Origin of the sequence: Streptomyces sp. NBC_01445 (assembly GCF_035918235.1) — a bacterium.
In the GTDB taxonomy this organism is placed as follows: Bacteria; Actinomycetota; Actinomycetes; order Streptomycetales; family Streptomycetaceae; genus Streptomyces.
Map to the genome: position 1 here is coordinate 4,990,055 of NZ_CP109485.1, position 17,778 is coordinate 5,007,832.

Sequence of the window (17,778 nt, forward strand, 5' to 3'; positions counted from 1 at the left end):
TCGCGGCTGCCTCGTGAGCCGCTCTCCCGTCATCGGGCCGCTCGATCCTCCGGACCGGGCGGCCCTTCGGGTTTCTGATCCTCGGGATTCCCGTCCTCGGGTTTCCGGTCCTCGGGTTTCCGGTCCTCGGGCGACGGGTCGGGTTTCAGGGTGATCGGGGGTACGTCGGTGTCGAGTGCGTCGGAGAGTTCCTCCAGGGCCTCGAGGAGCAGGCTCGCGCCCCGGCGTACGACCCGGTCCGGTACGCCCTCGCCGTCCCAGTCCGCGAGAGCGTCCCGTACCGCCTGCCACTGCGGCACCCGGCGCTCGCGCACCGCACGCGCGCCGTCCTCCGTGGCGGTGTGCAGCGCCTTCGCGAGGCGGGCGGCCGCCGGGACCGGGGTCGCGTCACGTTCGGGGAGGTGCGCCTCCATCAGCATCTCGACCCGGCCGATGTGCCGCAGGGCGTGTTCGGCGTCGTCAGCCGCCGCGCGGGAGAGGCCGCGGTGGCGCACCGGTTCGGTCCGCGCCCTGGCCGCGGCCTCCTGCCAGGCGAGTTCGGCCGTGCGGGCGGCGAGCAGGGCCTCGCGCACATCGGGCAGGTTCCCGCCGCCGGGCTCCGCGTAGCGGCCGATCACGGCGGCGCCGTACCGGCCGAGGGCGAGCAGCCAGTCCGCGAGGCGTGTGCGCAGGCGGGGCGTCTCCCAGGCCGGGTACACCGCGTACGCCAGCATCGCGAGGAGGCCGCCGACGAGCGTGAGGACGACCCGCTCGGGGACCGTCTGGTCCCACGCCTCGCCGCCCATTCCGAGCAGGAACACGACGTACGCGGCGATGCAGGCCTGCGCGGCGAGCTGGCCCGTGCGCATCACGAGGTACATCAGGCCCGCGCAGATGACGGCGAGCGTCGCGGAGAGGGCGGTGTCCGGGTGAACGACCTGGACGAGCCCGGTGGCAAGGGCGACTCCGATGAGCGTGCCGCCGAAACGGGCCACCGCGCGCGAGTACGTCTGTGAGAAGTCGGGGCGCATGACCATGACGGCGGCCATCGGCGCCCAGTAACCGTGGCCGAAGGGGAGGGCGGTGCCGATGAGGTAGCCGACCGCGGCGACGGCCGACACCCGGATGGCGTGCCGGAGAATCGGCGACCCGCGATGCAGCTCCTTGCGCATCGCTCCGGCCGCGATGGGGAGCAGCCGCACGAGGGTGGGGCGGGCGAGCTGGGGCTTCTCGTTGCGGGGCTCGGGATGCTGGGTGTCCGTCCGGGCGCCGGCGGTCTCCAGTACGTCCCTCAGGAGCGAGCCGAGGCGCGCCGCCACGCGCTTCGCCGGGCCGGAGAGGATCGCCCCCGTGTCGGGGGTCTTGAACATGGCGACCGCCGCCGGGGGCACCTTGACCGGGGCCCCGTGGCGGATCGCCCGCGCCGCCGCGTCCAGCATCGAGCCCGCCGCGCCCAGGAGTTCCCGCACGCGCTCGCGTTCGGGCCCCTCGTCCGGGACGCCGACGGCCGGGTCCGCGAGGGAGGCGAGGACCGGGCGGATGCGTTCGGCGATGCCGCGGGCGCCGCGCAGCTGGGCCGGGCGGGTGCGGGCCTGGCGCGGGGTGAGCGCGGCGGCGCTGCGCGCCAGCATCAGCGGTTCCCCGTCGAACGGGGCGACCGGGTCGTGGCGCAGCCGGCGCGCATAGTCGGCCTCGGCGGCGAGCGCGTCGGCCAGGGCGTCGCGGTGCGCGCCCCATCTGCGTACCGGGAAGAGGATCACGAGGGCGGCCTGGACGAGACCGCCGAAGACCATCATCGCGGCGTGCCCGGCGGCGGCCGCGACCGAGGTCGGCAGGGTGATCGTGACCAGCATCATCGCGACGTTCGACGACGCGATGATGCCGATCGTCGGGCCCGCCGCCCAGGCGAGGCCCGCCAGGAACGTCCACAGGACGAGGAGCGCGAGGAAGAGGACGAGGTGGCCGCCGGTGAGGTAGCCGAGGAACGTCGAGACGCCGAGGCTCGCGCCGGAGGCGACGGCCAGCTCGGGGCGGGGGCGCCAGCTGCGCTGGAACGTGGCGATCGCCGCCTGGAACGCGCCGAACGCGGAGCTCGCCGCGACCGCGGGGCCGAAGAACGTGAGGCTGATCGTGATCACGATGGCCAGACCGGCGGCGCCGCGCAGCGCGATCAGGGGTTCCAGGCGTTTCCGCTCGACACTCAGGCCCGAGCGGGTGGTGTCCTTCAGCGCCCGGAACCAGCTCACTCCGTCAGGATACGGGCGAGTCGGGCATATGGGTTGGGGTGGTTCGGTTCGGGGGTTGGTTCGGGGGTTGGTTCGGGGGTTGGTTCGGGGGTTGGTTCGGGGGTTGGTTCGGGGGTTGGTTCACCGGCGTGTGCCGCCGCCGCGCACCTCGGCGCGGTCCGAGACGCGGGCGCGGTCGGCGGCGGCCACGCCCTCCGCCCAGCCGGCGCCGTCGCTGACGCCCCGGACCCGGGTCGTCACGGTCTGCGGGAACATGTCGTCGGTCCGGCCGGCCACCGCGACATCGCGCGCCGCCAGGACCGGCAGCAGCCCGCCCTCCCGGCTCTGGCCGGTCACCTCCTCCGCCACGGCCGCGAGCCGGTCGCCGATGCGGTGCGCGTACGCGGCGAGGAAGGCCTGCCGGAAGGTCTTGGTCCGCTTGCGTCCCCCGGCGCGCTGCTCGGCCTCGGCCCGCGTCATCGCCGCCGTGCCCTGCACCAGCAGCGACGTATGGAGCAGCTCCACCGCCTCCAGGTCGGACTCGAAGCCGACGACCGTGGAGAACCCGAAGCCGCTGTTCCACACCGCGCGGCAGCGGTTCGCCGACGCGACCGCGTCCAGGAGAGCCGCCCTCGCCGTCTCGTACGGGGCTTCCACGCCGATCCGGCACGCGACGGGCGTGTCCTTCGCGTGCGTACGGGCCGCGAGAAGCGCCGCGTCGACGCTGTGCCTGGTCATCAGTTCCTGCGCCTTCGCCGCCAGGGCCTCGGCCTCCGGCGGGTAGCCGGTCGCCTCGGCCTTGGCGAGCAGCGCGCGGATCCGGGCGAGCTCGCGCGGCTCCCCCGCGACGGGCCGCGCCACGGACTCGCCGGGCACGGGCCCCACAGCCTCTATCGGCGGGAGGCGCAGGAGGAGTCTGTACAGCTCCAGGACGGCCGTGGCGTACGAGAAGCGGTCGAGGCGGGGGCCCCGCGTTCCGGGGCCCGATGCCTGCCCCGGGTCCTGCGGGAGCTCGGCGAGCTGTGCGTCCCAGCGCGCGGGCAGGTACTCGTAACGCGCGGTCTCGGCGCGGATCAGGCGGGCCGCGATGTATCCGTGCGGACTCTCTTCGAGGTCACGTACGACGACGCGCATGACGTCGGCGGGCTGCCAGCCGCGCTCCCAGGACCGGCGCACGAACTCCTGCCCGCGCAAGGCGAGTTGGGTGTCGGCGGACGGGTCGGCGGCGAGCAGGGACGCACCGGTGTCGAGCCCGGCCTCCGCGCCCTCCCCGTACAGGGCGGCGGCGAAGGCCTGCTCGACCGTGGTCCGCGTCGTACGTTCCGTCATGCGGGGGCGCCGTCTCCTTGCCTGTCTGGTCCACGGGTCCGCTGTGCGGCCTGTCGTGTCTTCTCTTCCATGGTCTCAGGCGCGTACGGGGGTAGGGCCGGCCATACCCCCGGGACGCCCCCCAGTGGTCGTGTTCCCGGGGCGCCGCGGCGGTTGGGTTGAGGCATGACCACACCTGCCGTGCGCCTCACCGCCGTACGCCGCGAGTACCGCGGCGTCACCGCCCTCGACGGGGTCGACCTCGACTTCCACGCCGGGACCTTCACCGCCGTGATGGGGCCCTCGGGCTCCGGGAAGTCGACGCTCCTCCAGTGCGCCGCGGGCCTGGACCGTCCGACGTCGGGCACCGTCACCGTCGCCGGGACCGACCTCACCGGACTCGGCGAACGGGCACTCACGCTCCTGCGCCGGGACCGGATCGGTTTCGTGTTCCAGTCCTTCAATCTACTGCCGGCGCTCACCGCCGCGCAGAACGTGGCGCTCCCCCTGCGGCTCGCCGGGCGGCGGCCCTCGCGCGCGGAGGTGCGCGAGGCGCTGGGCCGCGTGGGCCTCGCCGAGCGCGCGGGGCACCGCCCTTCACAGCTCTCCGGCGGCCAGCAGCAGCGGGTGGCCCTGGCCCGCGCCCTGATCACCCGGCCGGCCGTCCTCTTCGGCGACGAGCCGACGGGCGCCCTCGACACGACAACCGGACGTCAAGTCCTCACCTTGCTACGGGAGCTGGTCGACCGGGAGGGTCAGACGACGGTGATGGTGACCCACGATCCGGTGGCCGCTGCCCGCGCGGACCGGGTGGTGTTCCTGGTCGACGGGAGGGTCGTGGACGAGCTTCTGGCGCCGGACGCGGCGACGGTTGCTGCACGGATGACGGGACTGGAGGGGCTTGAGGGGCTGGAAGGACCGGAAGGGCTTGAGGGGCGTGCAGGGCTTGAAGGGGGTGCGGGGCTTGGAGGGGGTGCGGGGCTTGGAGGGGATGCGGGGCTTGGAGGGGGTGCGGGGCTTGGAGGGGGTGCGGGCGGCACGTCCACCGGCATTCGTTCCGTGTCCGCCGGTAACACCGACAACGCGTCGCTCGGCAAGGAGGTAGACGCATGCTGACCACGCTCACCTCCGCCTGGGCGAATCTGCGGACGCGCCGGCATCTCTTCGCGGGGGCGTTCGTCGCCGTCGCGCTCGGGGTGGCCCTGGTCGCGAGCATGGGGCTGGGGCTCGCGGCGGCCGCCGACCCGCCTCCGGGCAAGCCGCAGCGGTTCGCCGCGCAGCCTGTCGTGGTCATGCCGCACGACTCTCTGACCGTAGAGGTCGACCGGGGCCCGAACCGCGCCCGTGACACGAAGAAGATTCCCTATCCACAGCCTGTGGACAAAGAATTGCTTGGCGAGCTCGCCGATTTGGGCACCGTTCACCGTGATCATCTCGCGCCGGACGCGGTCGGCGTGGACGCCTCGGCCGCCGCCGTACGCGAGGTGGTCGGCGACCGGGCGCAGGTCCTGACCGGCGCGGCACGGCGCCTGGCCGACCCGGGCGCGGAGCGCGACGCGCAGGCGGTCGTGGCGGTGCGGGCGATGCTGGGCACGGCCGGCGGGGTCTCCGCGTTCGTCGCCGTCTTCGTCACGGCGTCGACGTTCGCGTTCGTCGTCGCCCTGCGCAGACGGGAGTTCGGGCTCCTGCGGCTTGCGGGCGCCACGCCGGGACGCGTACGGCGGCAGCTCGTCACCGAGGCCGTCGCGGTCGGGGTCGCGGCGAGCGCCACCGGCTGCGCCCTCGGCTCCTGGGGTGCCCCACTGCTCGCCCGGGCGCTGATCGACAACGGAATCGCGCCCACGTGGTTCACCGTGAGCGGCAGCGGCACGGCGCTCTGGACTTCCTGGACCTCATGGTCCTACTGGGCCTCATGGCCGTTCCAACTCGCCTTCTGGACCGGCCTGTTCGTGGCGATCGCGGGGGCATGGGCCGCGTCGCGGCGCGCCGGACGCATCGGCCCGGTGGAAGCGCTTCGGGACGCCGACGTGGACGCGGACGTCATGCCGTGGAGCCGCCGGATCGTCGGCGCCGCACTCCTGTCCCTGGGACTCGGCCTGACGGTCCACACCCTCTGGACCGACCCGTCGGCGCTCCTGAAGCGCAAGACGTACACCACCCAGCCGATGATCCTCATCACGGCGGCGGCCGCGCTCGCCCCGCTCCTTGTGCGTCCGGTGCTGCGGCTGGTCCGGCTGCCCGGAGCGGTCGGGCTCCTCGTCCGCGAGAACGCCGCCGCCTCCGTCCGCCACACCGCCGCGGTCGCCGCACCCGTCCTGATAACAGTGGCGCTCGCGGGCTCCCTGATGGGCTCGGCGGAATCGGTGAGCGCGGCGAAGGCGCAGGAGGCGAGCGAACAGATGCACGCCCAACTCATCTCCACGGGGCATGAGTTGAGCCTTGCACGGCGGCCGGTTCCGGGCGTGGCCGCCGTGTCCCCGTCCGCCTCCACCGCGGTCTTCGTACGGGAGGAGGGCACCGCCCTCGTCCGCTCCGAGGCGCGAGCCGTGAGTGACCCCGCGGCCCTCGCCGCGACGAGCCGCCTCCCCGTCGTCGCCGGAGACATACGCCGCCTCGACGACCGCTCCATCGTCGTCAACGAGGAGTGGGAACACCACCGCGTCGGCGACCGCCTGACCGTCTGGCTCGGCGACGGCCGCCGCACCACGCTCCGCATCGCCGCCGTCCTGGCGCGCGGCACCGGCGACAACGGCGCGTACGTCACCATGGCCAACGCGGGCGCGGCCCCGGTCGACCGGATCGACGTCCGCCTGACGCCGGGCGCCTCACCCGCCACCGCGGCGGGCGCCCTACGAGCGGCCACGTCCGGACACGACGTGCGCGTACGCACCGCAGCCGCCTGGCTCGACGCCACCCACCCCCGGGTCAAACCCCAGACCCGGCAAGGGATGCTGCTCCTCCTGGGCATCGCCCTCACCTATACGACGATCTCGCTGGCCGGAACGCAGTTGATGGCCGCGTCCGTACGGGACGGGGAGCTGCGGGCCCTGCGCCGGGCGGGGGCCACGCGAGTCCAGGTCAGGTGGATGCTCGCCGGCGAGGCACTGGTCACGGTCGCGGCCGGCACGGCCCTCGGACTGGCCGTCACCGCGCTCAACCTGGGAGGACTCGCGGCCGCGCTCGACCTGCTCGCGCCCGGGTCCGGTGCGGGGGCGGGGGCAGGGCTTGGGACTGGGCTCGCGAATGGGCTCGGGAATGGGCCTGGGGTCGTTGTGCCGTGGGGCGTCGTCGGTTCGGCCGTGGGCGTGTGTGCGGTGGTCGCTGTGGGGGCGGGGGTGCTGGGCGCGGGATGGGGGCGCCGGAATGGTGTGCGCGGGTGAGAGCGCTCGGGTGAGAGCGCTCGGGTGACGAGGCGGCGGGTGCCGGGCGCAGCGGATGCCGGGCGCGGCGCAGGCCGGGCGCAGCGCAGGCCGGGCGCAGCGCAGGCCGGGCGCAGCGCAGGCCGGGCGCAGCGCAGGCCGGGCGCAGCGCAGGCCGCCCTTGTCACGCCGCCGCGTGGAACTTGGCCGCAGCCTCACCCCCTGGACCCCACCTCCAGCTTCGACAGGATGTTCGCCACATGGAACTCCACCGTGGACTCGCTGATGTGCAGGTCCTGCGCGATCACCCGGTTGCGGTGACCCCGGGCGAGGTGGGAGAGGACCTCCAGCTCACGGCGGCCGAGGTCGGCCAGGGGGCGGGCGGCCTCGGCGCGGGGCACGGTGAGGGGAACCGTCGTCGCCGTGACCCTCGTACCCCAGCCCGGCACCGCGTCCACGTCGAGCCGGCCGCCAAGCACATCGAGGCGTGCGCCGACCCGACGCGTGGCTCCCTCGGAATCCACGAACGTCTCGGGTGGTTGTGCCATGGCGAGCGCGGCGGTCGAGGGTGCGCCTGCCGGCCCGATGGGATGGGCCATGGCTTCGAGCGTACGACTCGGGCCTGCGCCGGTAGGCCGGTCCTTCGGACAGACAGAACTGTTCGAAGGGCGGGGCGGCCCGCCCCCGGCGACGATCGACTCTGAAGAACGTAACTCTGCAGAACGCAAGAGAACGTACGAGATCGCCAGGGAACACCGGAGGACACCGGCAGAACCAGCCCCGCACCAGCCCCGCCCGGTTCGAAGAAGCAGTGAAGCGAGAGGAAGACACCGGCATGGAAGCCATCGTTTTCGAGGAGTTCGGCGGACCCGAGGTACTGCGCTTCAAGGGCGACATCGAGGAACCGCACGCGGGTCCCGGCCAGGTCCGGGTGAAAGTCGCGGCCGTCGGGGTCAACCCCATCGAGTACAAGATCAGGAACGGCTGGATGGAGCAGGCTTTCCCGACCTCCCTGCCGGCCGTGCCCGGCAATGAGTTCGCCGGAACCGTCGACGAGCTCGGCGAGGGCGTCACCGGCCTCTCGGTCGGCGACGAAGTCCTCGGCTGGAGCGAGACCGGCGCGTACGCCGCCTATGCCCTGGCCCAGGCCTCCGCCGTCACCCCGCGGCCCACCGGACTCGAACCCGCCGCGGCGGCCACCCTCCCCATCGCCGGCGAAACGGCCCAGCGCGTACTCGACCTGCTCGGCGTACGCAGCGGCGAGACGCTGCTGATCCACGGCGCCGCGGGCGCGGTCGGCTCGATGGGCGTGCAGCTGGCCGTGGCCCTCGGCGCGACGGTGATCGGCACGGCCTCCCCCGCCAATCACGAGTATCTGCGCTCCATCGGCGCCGTCCCCGTCGCATACGGGGACGGGCTTGTGGAGCGGGTGCGCGCGGTGGCCCCGCAAGGCGTGGACGCGGTGTTCGACGCGGCGGGCAAGGGCGCGCTGGCGGACTCGGTCGAACTCCGCGGAGGCACGCCGGACCGGGTCGTCACCATCGCCGACCCCGACGCCGCCAAGTACGACGTGACCTTCGCGTCCGGCGGCACCGACCGTGCCAAGGCCCGCGAGGGCCTCACCCACCAGGCCGCACTCGCCGCGGACGGCAAACTCCACATCTCGATCGCCGGCACGTTCCCCCTCCGCGACGCGGCCAAGGCACAGACCCTGAGCGAGACCGGCCACGTGCGGGGCAAGCTGGTGCTGCTGGTGGGCTGAGGAGACAGGTGGTCCTGGTGATCCTCGTGGGGTGATCCGGCGCGGGCCCAGGGCACGCAGGGTCGCCGGCACGCGCCGCCCACGAGGACCCCGCCTCCGCCAGCCATGACGCCACCCGCCCCTGCGGATGCCGACTCCGCCGGACACTGCGACGCTCGAGGGATGAGAGTGGCGCTTGCACAGACCGACTGTGTGCTCGGCGACGTGGACGCGAATCTGACCGTCGCCCGGGAGCAGACCGAGCAGGCGGCGGCCCAGGGCGCCGACCTCGTGGTCTTCCCCGAGCTGAGCCTGCACGGCTATCACCTCGGCGCCCTGCGCCAGGACGTCTCCCTCCCGGTGACGGACCCGCGTCTGACCGCCCTCTCGACACTCGGCGCGGATGTCGTGATCGGCCTGCACGAACACACCAGCCTGCGCGCCTACAACACCTCCGCCTACTACGCAGGTGGCCAACTCCTCCATTCCCACCGCAAGTTGTACCTGCCGAACTACCTGGCCTGGGAAGAGCGCAAGCACGTCAGCCCCGGCCAGCAACTGCGCGCGTACGACCTGCCGCACGGCCACGGCCGCGCCGCGACCCTCGTCTGCAACGACGCCTGGCAGCCGGTCCTCCCGTGGCTCGCCGTGCAGGACGGCGCCGAGGTCGTCATCGTCCCCGCGAACAGCGCGGCGACACTCGACCCGGAGGCCATGGACACGGGCCTGTACTGGGACACGCTCCTCGCCTACACCGCGAAGATGCTCCAGTGCTGGGTCGTCTTCGTGAACCGCGTCGGCAATGAACATGGCGCCTCCTTCTGGGGTGGCTCCCGCGTGGTCGACCCACGCGGGACGGTCGTGGCCCAGGCCCCCAAGTGGGAACCGAGCTTGGTGACCATCGACATCGACCTCCACGAGGCCCGCCGGCAACGCAGGGTCGTTCCTCTGGTCGCGGAGGCCCGCCTCGGCCTGATCGACCGCGAGGTCCGCCGCCTGATCGACGAGGGCGGCGACAGCTGACGGGAATCCCGGCCCAGCCCCACGCCTGGGCGGGCGCCCGCCGTCACCTCTGCGAGCACCACCACCGCCCCGCCGATCCCGACGCACGCGGCGCTGTCAGTGCCGGGTGTAAAACTCACCGACATGACCGAGAAGTGGGCCATCGCGGCCACCGAGGACGGCGGAGCCCAGCTCGCGCCGCTCGGTGCCGACGGCGCACCCGCCGCCCCGGTCCGCCACGAGCCCAGCCTCGCGGAAGCAGTCCGCTCCCGCCCCGACGTCACGCGCTGGATCTGGCGATCGACAGCGGCCGTCTATCCCCGCCTGCTCGCCGCGGGCGTCCGCGTGCCACGCTGCTACGACATCGAGGACGCCGAGACTCTCCTCCTCGGCCACGCCGGCCGCTTCGGGGAACCCCGCTCCGCGGCCGCCGCCCTGGCCAGGATCCACGGCACGGCCGTCCCCCCGGACCCCCCTCAACGAGCCGCGACCCCCGGCTCCCAGTCCTCCCTCTTCGAACCACAACCCGTCCATGTCCCCCTCGAAGACCTCATAGAGGTGTACGCCGATCAGCAGCGCCGCCACGACGCCACCGCCCACCCGGGCCGGATGCGGCTGCTCACCGCCGCCGAGTCCGCGGCCATGCTCGTGGCAGCCGAGATGAACGCGGCGGGCCTCCCCTGGAGCGCCGACGTGCACCGCTCCGTACTGCACGAGCTGCTCGGCGAGCGCTACGCGGGCGGCGGCGAACCGCGCCGCCTCGCCGAACTGGCCGACGAAGTGTCCGAGGCGTTCGGCCGACGCGTGCGCCCCGATCTGCCCGCCGACGTGGTGAAGGCGTTCGCCCAGGCCGGCGTCAAGATCACGTCCACGCGCCGCTGGGAGATCGAGTCGATCGACCATCCGGCCGTGCGGCCCCTGATCGAGTACAAGAAGCTGTACCGGATCTACACCGCACACGGCTGGTCCTGGCTCCAGGACTGGGTCCGCGACGGCCGCTTCCGCCCCGAGTACCTGCCCGGAGGCACCGTCACGGGACGCTGGGTCACCAATGGCGGTGGCGCACTCCAGATCCCCAAGGTCATCCGCCGTGCCGTCGTCGCCGACCCGGGCTGGCGCCTCGTCGTCGCCGACGCCGACCAGATGGAACCCCGCGTCCTCGCCGCCATCTCCCGCGACCCCGGCCTGATGGAGGTAGCCGGGCGAGAGACCGACCTCTATCAATCCGTCTCCGACCGGGCCTTCTCCGGCGACCGCGCCAAGGCAAAACTGGCGGTGCTCGGCGCGGTGTACGGCCAGACGTCCGGCGACGGCCTCAAGAACCTCGCCGCCCTCCGCCGCCGCTTCCCGCAAGCCGTCGCCTACGTCGACGACGCCGCCCGCGCGGGCGAGGAGGGCCGCCTCGTACGGACCTGGCTCGGCCGCACCTGCCCACCGGTCGCCGGCGCCGGCGACCAGGACGAGGCAGGCATCCCCCAGGACGGCCCGACGCCCGAACAGGCATCGGGAGACACCGAGTTCACCCCCGGCTACGCCTCCTCGAACGCCCGCGCCCGCGGCCGCTTCGCCCGCAACTTCGTCGTCCAGGGCAGCGCCGCCGACTGGGCCGACCTGATGCTCGCCGCCCTGCGCCAGTCCTGCACCGGGATGGCGGCGGAACTGGTCTTCTTCCAGCACGACGAGGTGATCGTGCACTGCCCGGAAGAGGAAGCGGAAGCAGTGACCGCGGCGATCCGCGTAGCCGCAGAACTGGCCGGCCACCTCACATTCGGCGACACCCCGGTCCACTTCCCTTTCACCACCGCAGTGGTGAAGTGCTACGCCGACGCGAAGTGACGTCCTTCCACAAGGCCACTCACGACACCCCGGAGCGCACAGCCCGGCGGCCACCGATCACCAATCACTGACCAGCACATACTGCTCACCGGTCGGCGGTCGCCGAGCACGAAGGGCCAAGGGCCAAGGGCCAAGCCCCGAGAGTGTCCCTTGTCGCCGCCCTACCCCTGCCACTTCTCACTCGTGGCTATCGCCTTGAGCTGCGTCATGGTCAGCGCGGGCGTCGCCCTCGTGGCCGCGGTGTTCTGCGTGCCTGAGTTGAACGCCGATATCGCCACGCGGAACCCGTCCTTGCGGATCGTGTCCACGGTCCACATCACCACGCCCTGGCCTCCCTTCTCGCCGGGCCCTTGATGCGTGACGACCTTCGTGCCGTCCGGCAGGGTCTGCGCGCCTGAGCCGAAGAGCTCGCCCTCCACATCCGACATGTTGGGCTGCACATTGATCTGGACGAGGCTCGCCCCCTTGCCGTCGTTCACCACCACGTACGCGAAGCCGTCGTCGCCCTGACGGGTCGTCACCTTGGCACTCTTCGGCAGCAGCGAGGTGAGGTTCTCGAGGATGGTGTCGCCGCTCACGGCCTGCGAGACCGGCTGCTGCACAGGCTCGTCCTGCGGCTTCGGCAGCGCCCGCAGTATCGGACGCCACTCCTTCGAGGTCACCAACGCCTTCAACTGTGCGATGCTGAGCGGAGGTTCGGCCCGAGAGACGGGTTCCCCCTTCTCCGCCGGCGCATTCCATTCGCTGGCATCGACGGTGAAGCCCTCCGACGTCACCACGTACGCGTGCCACCACTTGGTGTCCGCGCGCTTGTCCGGATACTCGTAGCCCTGCAAGAGCAGCAGCCTGGAGCCGTCGGTCAGCGTCTTGCTCGAGCAGGAGTCGTACGGCGTGTAGACCTTCTCGGGGCAGGCGAGCTGTTCCGCGACCCTCGTGCTCTCAGGGTCGACCCGGCCCAGACTCAGCCCGATGGCCGCCTTGCCCTTGCCGTCGTCGAAGACGACCGAGGCCAGTGGCCCGAGCTCGTCCTCCGTACCGCGGCCCGACTCACCGCTGAACTTGCCGTCGGGCAACAGACCTTCGAAGGTCTTGATCAGATGACTGGCCGAGAACTGTGGCCCTTCAACCGGCGCGCTCGTCTTCCCGTCAGCCGTGCTGCCCGGCTTGGGCTGCGCGGCCACCGGGCTGCCGTGCCCGGCCTCGGCCCCGAAGGCCCCGGCGGCGTACGACGCGCCGAATCCGACCGCGGCGAGCGCGGCGAAGCTCCCGGTGACGGTCGCGGCCCGCCTGCGCCGCAACCTGCGCCGGCCACGTGCCACGCCACCGTCGACCAGCGGCCCACCCGCGGCGTTGAACGTCTCACCGGTTATCCGCAGGGCCTCCCCGAGACCACCCACGAAAGCTTCCTGGTCACGGTCTTCGTCTGTTCCTGACATGCCGAACCACCACTCCTCACACAAGATCGAGTCAAGCTCATTACGCGGCGAACTCGGCCACGCTGCCGCCCAGTTGCTCCCGCAGCCGCGCCAGCGCCCGCGTGCTCCGCGTACGCACCGCCGCCGAGCTGACGTTCAGAATCTCCGCGGTCTCCATCACGGACCGGTCCTCCCAGTACCGCAGCACGATCACTGCCCGGTCCTTCGGCGGCAGCTGTCGCAACGCGTCGAGAAGAGTGATCCGCAGCGAGGCGTCACCCGGCGTACTGTCCGAGCTCTCCGGAAGCTCATCGCTGGGCCGCTCCTGCGCGGAACGCCGCCGCTGGTGCGCGAGGAAGGCACGTATGAGGACGGTCTGGGCGTACGCCGCCGGGTTCCCGACCCGTGACGACCGCCCCCACACCACATACATCCGCCCCAGCGTCTCCTGCACCAGATCCTCGGCGAAGTGCGTATCGCCACTGGTCAACACATGCCGAACGGAACAGGTGTCCTGTCCGAGCCTCCGCGAACTCCCGGAACCCGCTCTCCTTGGACAGCCTCATCAGGCGCCCTCCCCCTCATCGCCCCACACCTTTTAGATGCGGTGAGGCGGACGGCATGTTTCAGCGACGCCGCGTTCCAATCGAGATCTTGCGGCGCGCACTCTACGATCCGCCGCACGATACGACGCGGCCCGGCCCAGTCGCCCACCTCAAGCCGAGGCGGGCCCGCCGGACCAGGCCGCGTAATCAACTGTCAACTACCCGGGTCGTGATCGACCGGGTTTGCTGCTCGAGTCATCACTGGCTGTGATGGGTTCGGCTGCGTCCAGTACTCACGCGATGAGGGTGAGTTCAGGGGCCGTCGACTGGGCCCCGCAGACCCACGCCATCCAGCCGCGTTGGCGGATGTTGTGGGACGCGTTGTGGTCTGCATGCTCAACGAAGCCGCAGACCCGGCACGAGAAGACGGCCTGGGCGGGCCGGTTGCCGCGTTCGGTGTGATGACACTGCGAGCATTCCTGGCTGGTGTAGGCCGGATCGACGTGCACGACCGGCACCCCGGCCCGCTTCGCCTTGTAGGCGATGAACGAGCCGAGCTGGGCGAAGGGCCAGGAGTGGAGCGTGGTGCGTTGGGGCTTTCTCAGCCGTGCCCGCTCGCGAATGCCCGTGAGTATCTCGAGGGCGATACCGCGACCGGTGCGTTCAGCCTCCGCCACGATCCGCTTGCTGATCTTGTGGTTGATGTCCTTGGCACGCCGGGCTTCCTTGCCCGCATGCTTCTTCGCCCGCCGCTTGGCGGACTTGGTGTTCTTCTTCTGTAGCTTGGAACGCAGCTTGCGATCCTGTTCCCGCTTGCGGTTGATCCGCCTGCCGCAGTGTCGCTCGCCGTCGGAAGTGGCCGCGATGTTCACGATCCCCAGGTCGACGCCGAGGAACCCGGCAGGGTGGGTGTTCGGGGCGGCTTCGGGGATCTCGCACGTCGCGATCAGGAACCACTTCCCGCCCTGGCACACCAGGTCGGATTCACCCTTGCGGTGTGCAGCCAGGACCTCCAGCTGCCCGGCCTGCCCGGTGAACCGCACGCCCTTGAGCCGGCCCGCGGTGGTCCAGATCGATACCGTGTGTGCCTGGTGCTGCCAGGACAGCATCCGGTCGTCGTACGGCTGCGCCGCTTGGGGCCGGAAGACGACTGGCTTGCCCGAGGCCCGGGCGTGCCGCCTGGAACCGGGCGGTCCGTAGCGGCCGTTACGCAGGTTCGCCTTCAAGGTGGTGTAGGCATCGCAGGTCTTCTTGATCGCGTGCTGGGCGGCCTGCGCGCCAAGTCCCCACCGCTCCCGGATCTCGGCATAGGTGTGCTTGCGCAGCTCCAGTGGACGTCGCGCGTCGTTCTCGAAGGCGACGGACGCGGCCCAGGTGGCGGCCTCGTTGCAGGCGTGCAGGGTCGCCTCAAGTGCCGCCGCCTGTACAGGCGTCGGCAGCAGCTTCACCCGCACCACCAGCTTCACGAGCAGCGAACCTATACACCCGGACGAAGACCCACCACACGTTCGCCCCACCTCACCCGAACGAGCGACACCCGCCCAGGCCCTGCCCGCGCACATCGCCGTGGCCCCGCTCCGCCGGAACGCCCCGGGCCGCTCCGCGGTCGTCATGGCCTGCGGCACGTCACGGCGGCGCTCCGCGTCGCACCCCGTGGATGCGATTCCTCCCGGGCGTGAACGCCCGGGGCTCCTCGCAAGAATCCGCTGAACTCGCGTAATGGAGCCAGGGAATCGCCTATCGCCTATCGCCTATGGACGAAGCGCGCAGTGGTGGAGCGGCACAGCCCCCTGCCCTACCAACTCGCGCCCGCCGGCTGCCGGGTGGTCACGTTGAACCGGTTGAAGAGATTGGTGACGCCGATCATGAGTATCAGCGCCGCGAGCCCGCGCTCGTCGTAGTGACGGGCGACCTCGTCCCAGACCGCGTCCGGCACCGGGTCCGTGGAGTCGGCAAGCCGGGTCACCGCCTCGGCGAGGGCCAGCGCGGCCCGCTCGGCGTCAGTGAAGTACGGCGCCTCACGCCAGGCGGCGACGGCGAACAGCCGGTCATCACTCTCCCCGCCCTTACGCGCACTGCGCACGCCGGCGTCGACGCAGTAGCTGCACCCATTGATCTGACTGGCCCGCAGATGCACCAGTTCGAGCGTGCTCCCGGGAACACCGCCCTCACGGGTGGCCTTCAGAAGCGCCAGCACGGGCTGCATAGCCCCGGGAATGAGCTGGGCCGGGCTCTCCATACGCGCCTGAATGGTCATGTCTTGTCCTCCGTCAGCTCTGTCTCTCTGCCTTCAATGAACTGACGGACCCCGACGCAGGAGTGTGACGACCTGAACGAAGATCTTCGCCATGCCAAGCAACGAGGCCCACCAACGCCGTGGGGCCTCATCTCCACAGCCCGCCCCACGTGAGCGACACACAGCAAAGGCCAGGGAAGATGCCTCTGTGACCCCCGACCTCGTCCTGTGCGGGCTCGCCGCCAATACCGCCCTGCCCAACGACCTCATCGATCAGCTGATCGACCAGCTGACCGCTGCCGCCCGCAACACCTCCGCCGGCGGCACCCCCAGGGCCCACGTCAGCGGCCCCGCCGGCGCGCTCGCCGGCGACTCACTCAGCGACCTCGTCAATGAGCTCGCCGACCGCCCCGACCTCACCCACGCGCAGGCCGCCGCCCTGGCCTCCCTCGACGAGTACGCCGCGGTGCGGCTGGCATACGCGGGCCTTCTGGCCGCTGACGACATCGACCCTGTGGCCCGGCCGCTCGCCGCGCTCGCTCTGCTGGACGAAGGTGCCGGTCGCGAGACATGGGTCCGTGCCTTCGCAACCGATCCCGACGTCATGCACCGGGAAAAGCTGGCGGCATGCCCCGATCTGCCGGCGGACGTGACGGAGGCGCTCGCCAGCGACCCCGACATACGCGTCGTCGCTGAACTCGCGTCACGGACAACGCCCGCCATGGCCACCCGACTTGCACGGCATCCGCACGCCGACGTGCGCCGCGCGGTCGCTGCGAACGAACGGACACCCCCCGCCGTACTGGCGGCACTCATCACGGAAGGCGTGCTCCCTCCCGCGCAGGCGTGCGTCGTCTGCGACAGCAAAACGACGCCCTTCGTGCACGATCCGCAGTGCCCGATCCCCGACTGCACGCTGCCGCCAGACGCCTCGTGCGACGGCGTCATCCACGCATCCACCGTGCACGCGATGCAGTGTCTTGCGCTGCAGAACCCGGCCACGCCCGCCGAAGCCGCCGCGGCCTTCGCGAACCACCCATCAGCCGTGCTCCGCTGGACGCTCGCCTCCCGCCCCGGGCTGCCCCCGGAAACGTACGCCCGGCTCGCCCAAGACCCCGTCCCCGGCATCCGGGCCGACCTCGCCGTGAATCCATCGATCGGCGAACCGCTGATGCGCGAACTGGCCACCGACCCCGGCCACGACGTTCAACGCAGACTCGCGCACAACGCGGGCGTGCCGCTGGACATCCTCATCTCCCTGGCAGGCACCACGAAGACGGGATCCGTACTGCTGCCCCGTATCGCCGTCGCCTCGCTCGCGGAGGTCGAGGAACTGGCCGCGTCGCCGTATCCGGCCGTACGCATGCTGCTCGCCGCGCGACGCGATCTACCGAACGGGATCCGGGATGCCCTGGCCGCTGATCCCGACGCGAAAGTCCTCAAGGCCGTCGCCCCTCATCCGGGCCTCTCCGAAGTGCAGCTGCGCGCCATGGTGGACCGGCACGGGGCCCGGGTCATCGCCAGGGTGGCGACCAACCCCGGCGCGACACCATCGCTCCTGGCCTATCTGGCACACCAGGTCGAGCACCGCTCACCCGCGCAGAAGCTGCTCCGCGAGATAGCCCGCCACCGCAACGCCACCGCCCCGGCGCTGTTGGCCTGCCTGTCGGACGTCCGGGCGAGACCTCTGGCCGCTGCCCACCGGGCTCTGCCTCCGGCGGTCATCGCCGAACTCCTTGCAGACGACGACCCACACGTCGCGGCGGCCGCAGCCGCCAATCCGTCACTGCCGCCCGGGCTGATGTGGACCCTGCTCAACGGCCGCTGACCCCGGGCGAGACGTACCGGCCGGCGCCGGATTCGCCATCAGCAGGACAAGAACCCGAGCACGTCCCCCAGAACAAGCAAAAGCCCCAGATCACGGCGAGTGAGTTCTGGGGCTTCTACAGAGCCGCCTTCGGGATTCGAACCCGAGACCTACGCATTACGAGTGCGTTGCTCTGGCCATCTGAGCTAAGGCGGCGCGCCGTCTGCACCATGGTGCGGTCAGCAACGTCGCCAAGTCTACACAGTTTTCGGGGGTGCTCTGCACACCCCCTGCGGAGGCCCCAGGACGAGTGTCCCGGGGCGTC

The 17,778-nt window shown here is 71.7% G+C and carries 12 protein-coding genes, 1 tRNA gene and 1 pseudogene; 6 read left to right on the forward strand and 8 right to left on the reverse strand.

Annotated features, from left to right (window positions below; all coding sequences use genetic code 11):
* Positions 1–29 precede the first annotated feature (29 nt).
* Positions 30–2,225 (reverse strand): FUSC family protein, encoded by a 2,196-nt coding sequence (locus OG574_RS22810; RefSeq protein ID WP_326774724.1) that lies wholly within the window; start codon positions 2,223–2,225, stop codon positions 30–32.
* A gap of 120 nt (positions 2,226–2,345) precedes the next feature.
* A complete protein-coding gene (locus OG574_RS22815) occupies positions 2,346–3,533 on the reverse strand; it encodes a DUF2786 domain-containing protein (RefSeq protein ID WP_326774725.1) in 1,188 nt (395 codons plus the stop codon).
* 165 nt (positions 3,534–3,698) lie between these two features.
* On the opposite strand from OG574_RS22815, the gene OG574_RS22820 reads away from it, so the two are divergent.
* Entirely contained in the window at positions 3,699–4,628 is a 930-nt protein-coding gene (locus OG574_RS22820; protein ID WP_442816843.1) for an ABC transporter ATP-binding protein, read from the forward strand.
* The gene (locus OG574_RS22825) at positions 4,622–6,892 is read left to right on the forward strand and encodes an ABC transporter permease (RefSeq protein ID WP_326774726.1); all 2,271 of its coding nucleotides are present in this window, start codon (positions 4,622–4,624) and stop codon (positions 6,890–6,892) included. Before OG574_RS22820 ends, OG574_RS22825 begins: the two co-directional genes overlap by 7 nt.
* Positions 6,893–7,086: 194 nt before the next feature.
* Here the strand turns inward: OG574_RS22825 and OG574_RS22830 are convergent, their stop codons facing one another.
* A complete protein-coding gene (locus OG574_RS22830; RefSeq protein ID WP_326774727.1) occupies positions 7,087–7,470 on the reverse strand; it encodes a response regulator transcription factor in 384 nt (127 codons plus the stop codon).
* A 236-nt stretch (positions 7,471–7,706) separates the two neighbouring features.
* Here OG574_RS22830 and OG574_RS22835 point away from each other — a divergent pair, with 236 nt between their 5' ends.
* The 3 genes from OG574_RS22835 (at position 7,707) to OG574_RS22845 (ending at position 11,450) form a co-directional block, all read left to right on the forward strand.
* Complete coding sequence (locus tag OG574_RS22835) at positions 7,707–8,633, forward strand: NADP-dependent oxidoreductase (RefSeq protein ID WP_326774728.1); 927 nt, start codon at positions 7,707–7,709, stop codon at positions 8,631–8,633.
* 162 nt (positions 8,634–8,795) lie between these two features.
* On the forward strand, positions 8,796–9,635 hold the full coding sequence (locus OG574_RS22840; protein WP_326774729.1) for a nitrilase-related carbon-nitrogen hydrolase: 840 nt from the start codon (positions 8,796–8,798) through the stop codon (positions 9,633–9,635).
* Positions 9,636–9,758: 123 nt separating this feature from the next.
* Complete coding sequence (locus OG574_RS22845) at positions 9,759–11,450, forward strand: bifunctional 3'-5' exonuclease/DNA polymerase (protein ID WP_326774730.1); 1,692 nt, start codon at positions 9,759–9,761, stop codon at positions 11,448–11,450.
* Positions 11,451–11,611: 161 nt separating this feature from the next.
* On the opposite strand, the gene OG574_RS22850 is transcribed toward OG574_RS22845, so the two are convergent.
* The 4 genes and pseudogenes from OG574_RS22850 to OG574_RS22865 form a co-directional block, all read right to left on the reverse strand.
* Positions 11,612–12,886, reverse strand: coding sequence for a hypothetical protein (locus tag OG574_RS22850; RefSeq protein WP_326774731.1), 1,275 nt, complete (start codon positions 12,884–12,886; stop codon positions 11,612–11,614).
* A gap of 40 nt (positions 12,887–12,926) precedes the next feature.
* Positions 12,927–13,431: pseudogene (locus tag OG574_RS22855) on the reverse strand (SigE family RNA polymerase sigma factor).
* A 272-nt stretch (positions 13,432–13,703) separates the two neighbouring features.
* Positions 13,704–14,876 carry an RNA-guided endonuclease InsQ/TnpB family protein gene (locus OG574_RS22860; RefSeq protein WP_326774732.1) on the reverse strand — a complete coding sequence of 391 codons (1,173 nt, stop codon included), beginning with the start codon at positions 14,874–14,876 and terminating at the stop codon, positions 13,704–13,706.
* Between the two features lie 329 nt (positions 14,877–15,205).
* Positions 15,206–15,667 carry a carboxymuconolactone decarboxylase family protein gene (locus OG574_RS22865; RefSeq protein WP_326774733.1) on the reverse strand — a complete coding sequence of 154 codons (462 nt, stop codon included), beginning with the start codon at positions 15,665–15,667 and terminating at the stop codon, positions 15,206–15,208.
* Positions 15,668–15,854: 187 nt separating this feature from the next.
* Between OG574_RS22865 and OG574_RS22870 the strand changes: the two genes are divergently transcribed.
* A complete protein-coding gene (locus OG574_RS22870; RefSeq protein WP_326774734.1) occupies positions 15,855–17,474 on the forward strand; it encodes a hypothetical protein in 1,620 nt (539 codons plus the stop codon).
* A 121-nt stretch (positions 17,475–17,595) separates the two neighbouring features.
* Here OG574_RS22870 and OG574_RS22875 read toward each other — a convergent pair.
* Positions 17,596–17,669, reverse strand: a tRNA-Thr gene (locus tag OG574_RS22875).
* Positions 17,670–17,778 lie beyond the last annotated feature (109 nt).

What these genes read in the sequence shown, in the direction of transcription:
- OG574_RS22815 (WP_326774725.1), bottom strand. Translation starts at nt 3,533, where the DNA reads ATGACGGAACGTACGACGCGGACCACGGTCGAGCAGGCCTTCGCCGCC.
- OG574_RS22820 (WP_442816843.1), top strand. Translation starts at nt 3,699, where the DNA reads ATGACCACACCTGCCGTGCGCCTCACCGCCGTACGCCGCGAGTACCGC.
- OG574_RS22825 (WP_326774726.1), top strand. Translation starts at nt 4,622, where the DNA reads ATGCTGACCACGCTCACCTCCGCCTGGGCGAATCTGCGGACGCGCCGG.
- OG574_RS22830 (WP_326774727.1), bottom strand. Translation starts at nt 7,470, where the DNA reads ATGGCCCATCCCATCGGGCCGGCAGGCGCACCCTCGACCGCCGCGCTC.
- OG574_RS22835 (WP_326774728.1), top strand. Translation starts at nt 7,707, where the DNA reads ATGGAAGCCATCGTTTTCGAGGAGTTCGGCGGACCCGAGGTACTGCGC.
- OG574_RS22840 (WP_326774729.1), top strand. Translation starts at nt 8,796, where the DNA reads ATGAGAGTGGCGCTTGCACAGACCGACTGTGTGCTCGGCGACGTGGAC.
- OG574_RS22845 (WP_326774730.1), top strand. Translation starts at nt 9,759, where the DNA reads ATGACCGAGAAGTGGGCCATCGCGGCCACCGAGGACGGCGGAGCCCAG.
- OG574_RS22850 (WP_326774731.1), bottom strand. Translation starts at nt 12,886, where the DNA reads ATGTCAGGAACAGACGAAGACCGTGACCAGGAAGCTTTCGTGGGTGGT.
- OG574_RS22865 (WP_326774733.1), bottom strand. Translation starts at nt 15,667, where the DNA reads ATGACCATTCAGGCGCGTATGGAGAGCCCGGCCCAGCTCATTCCCGGG.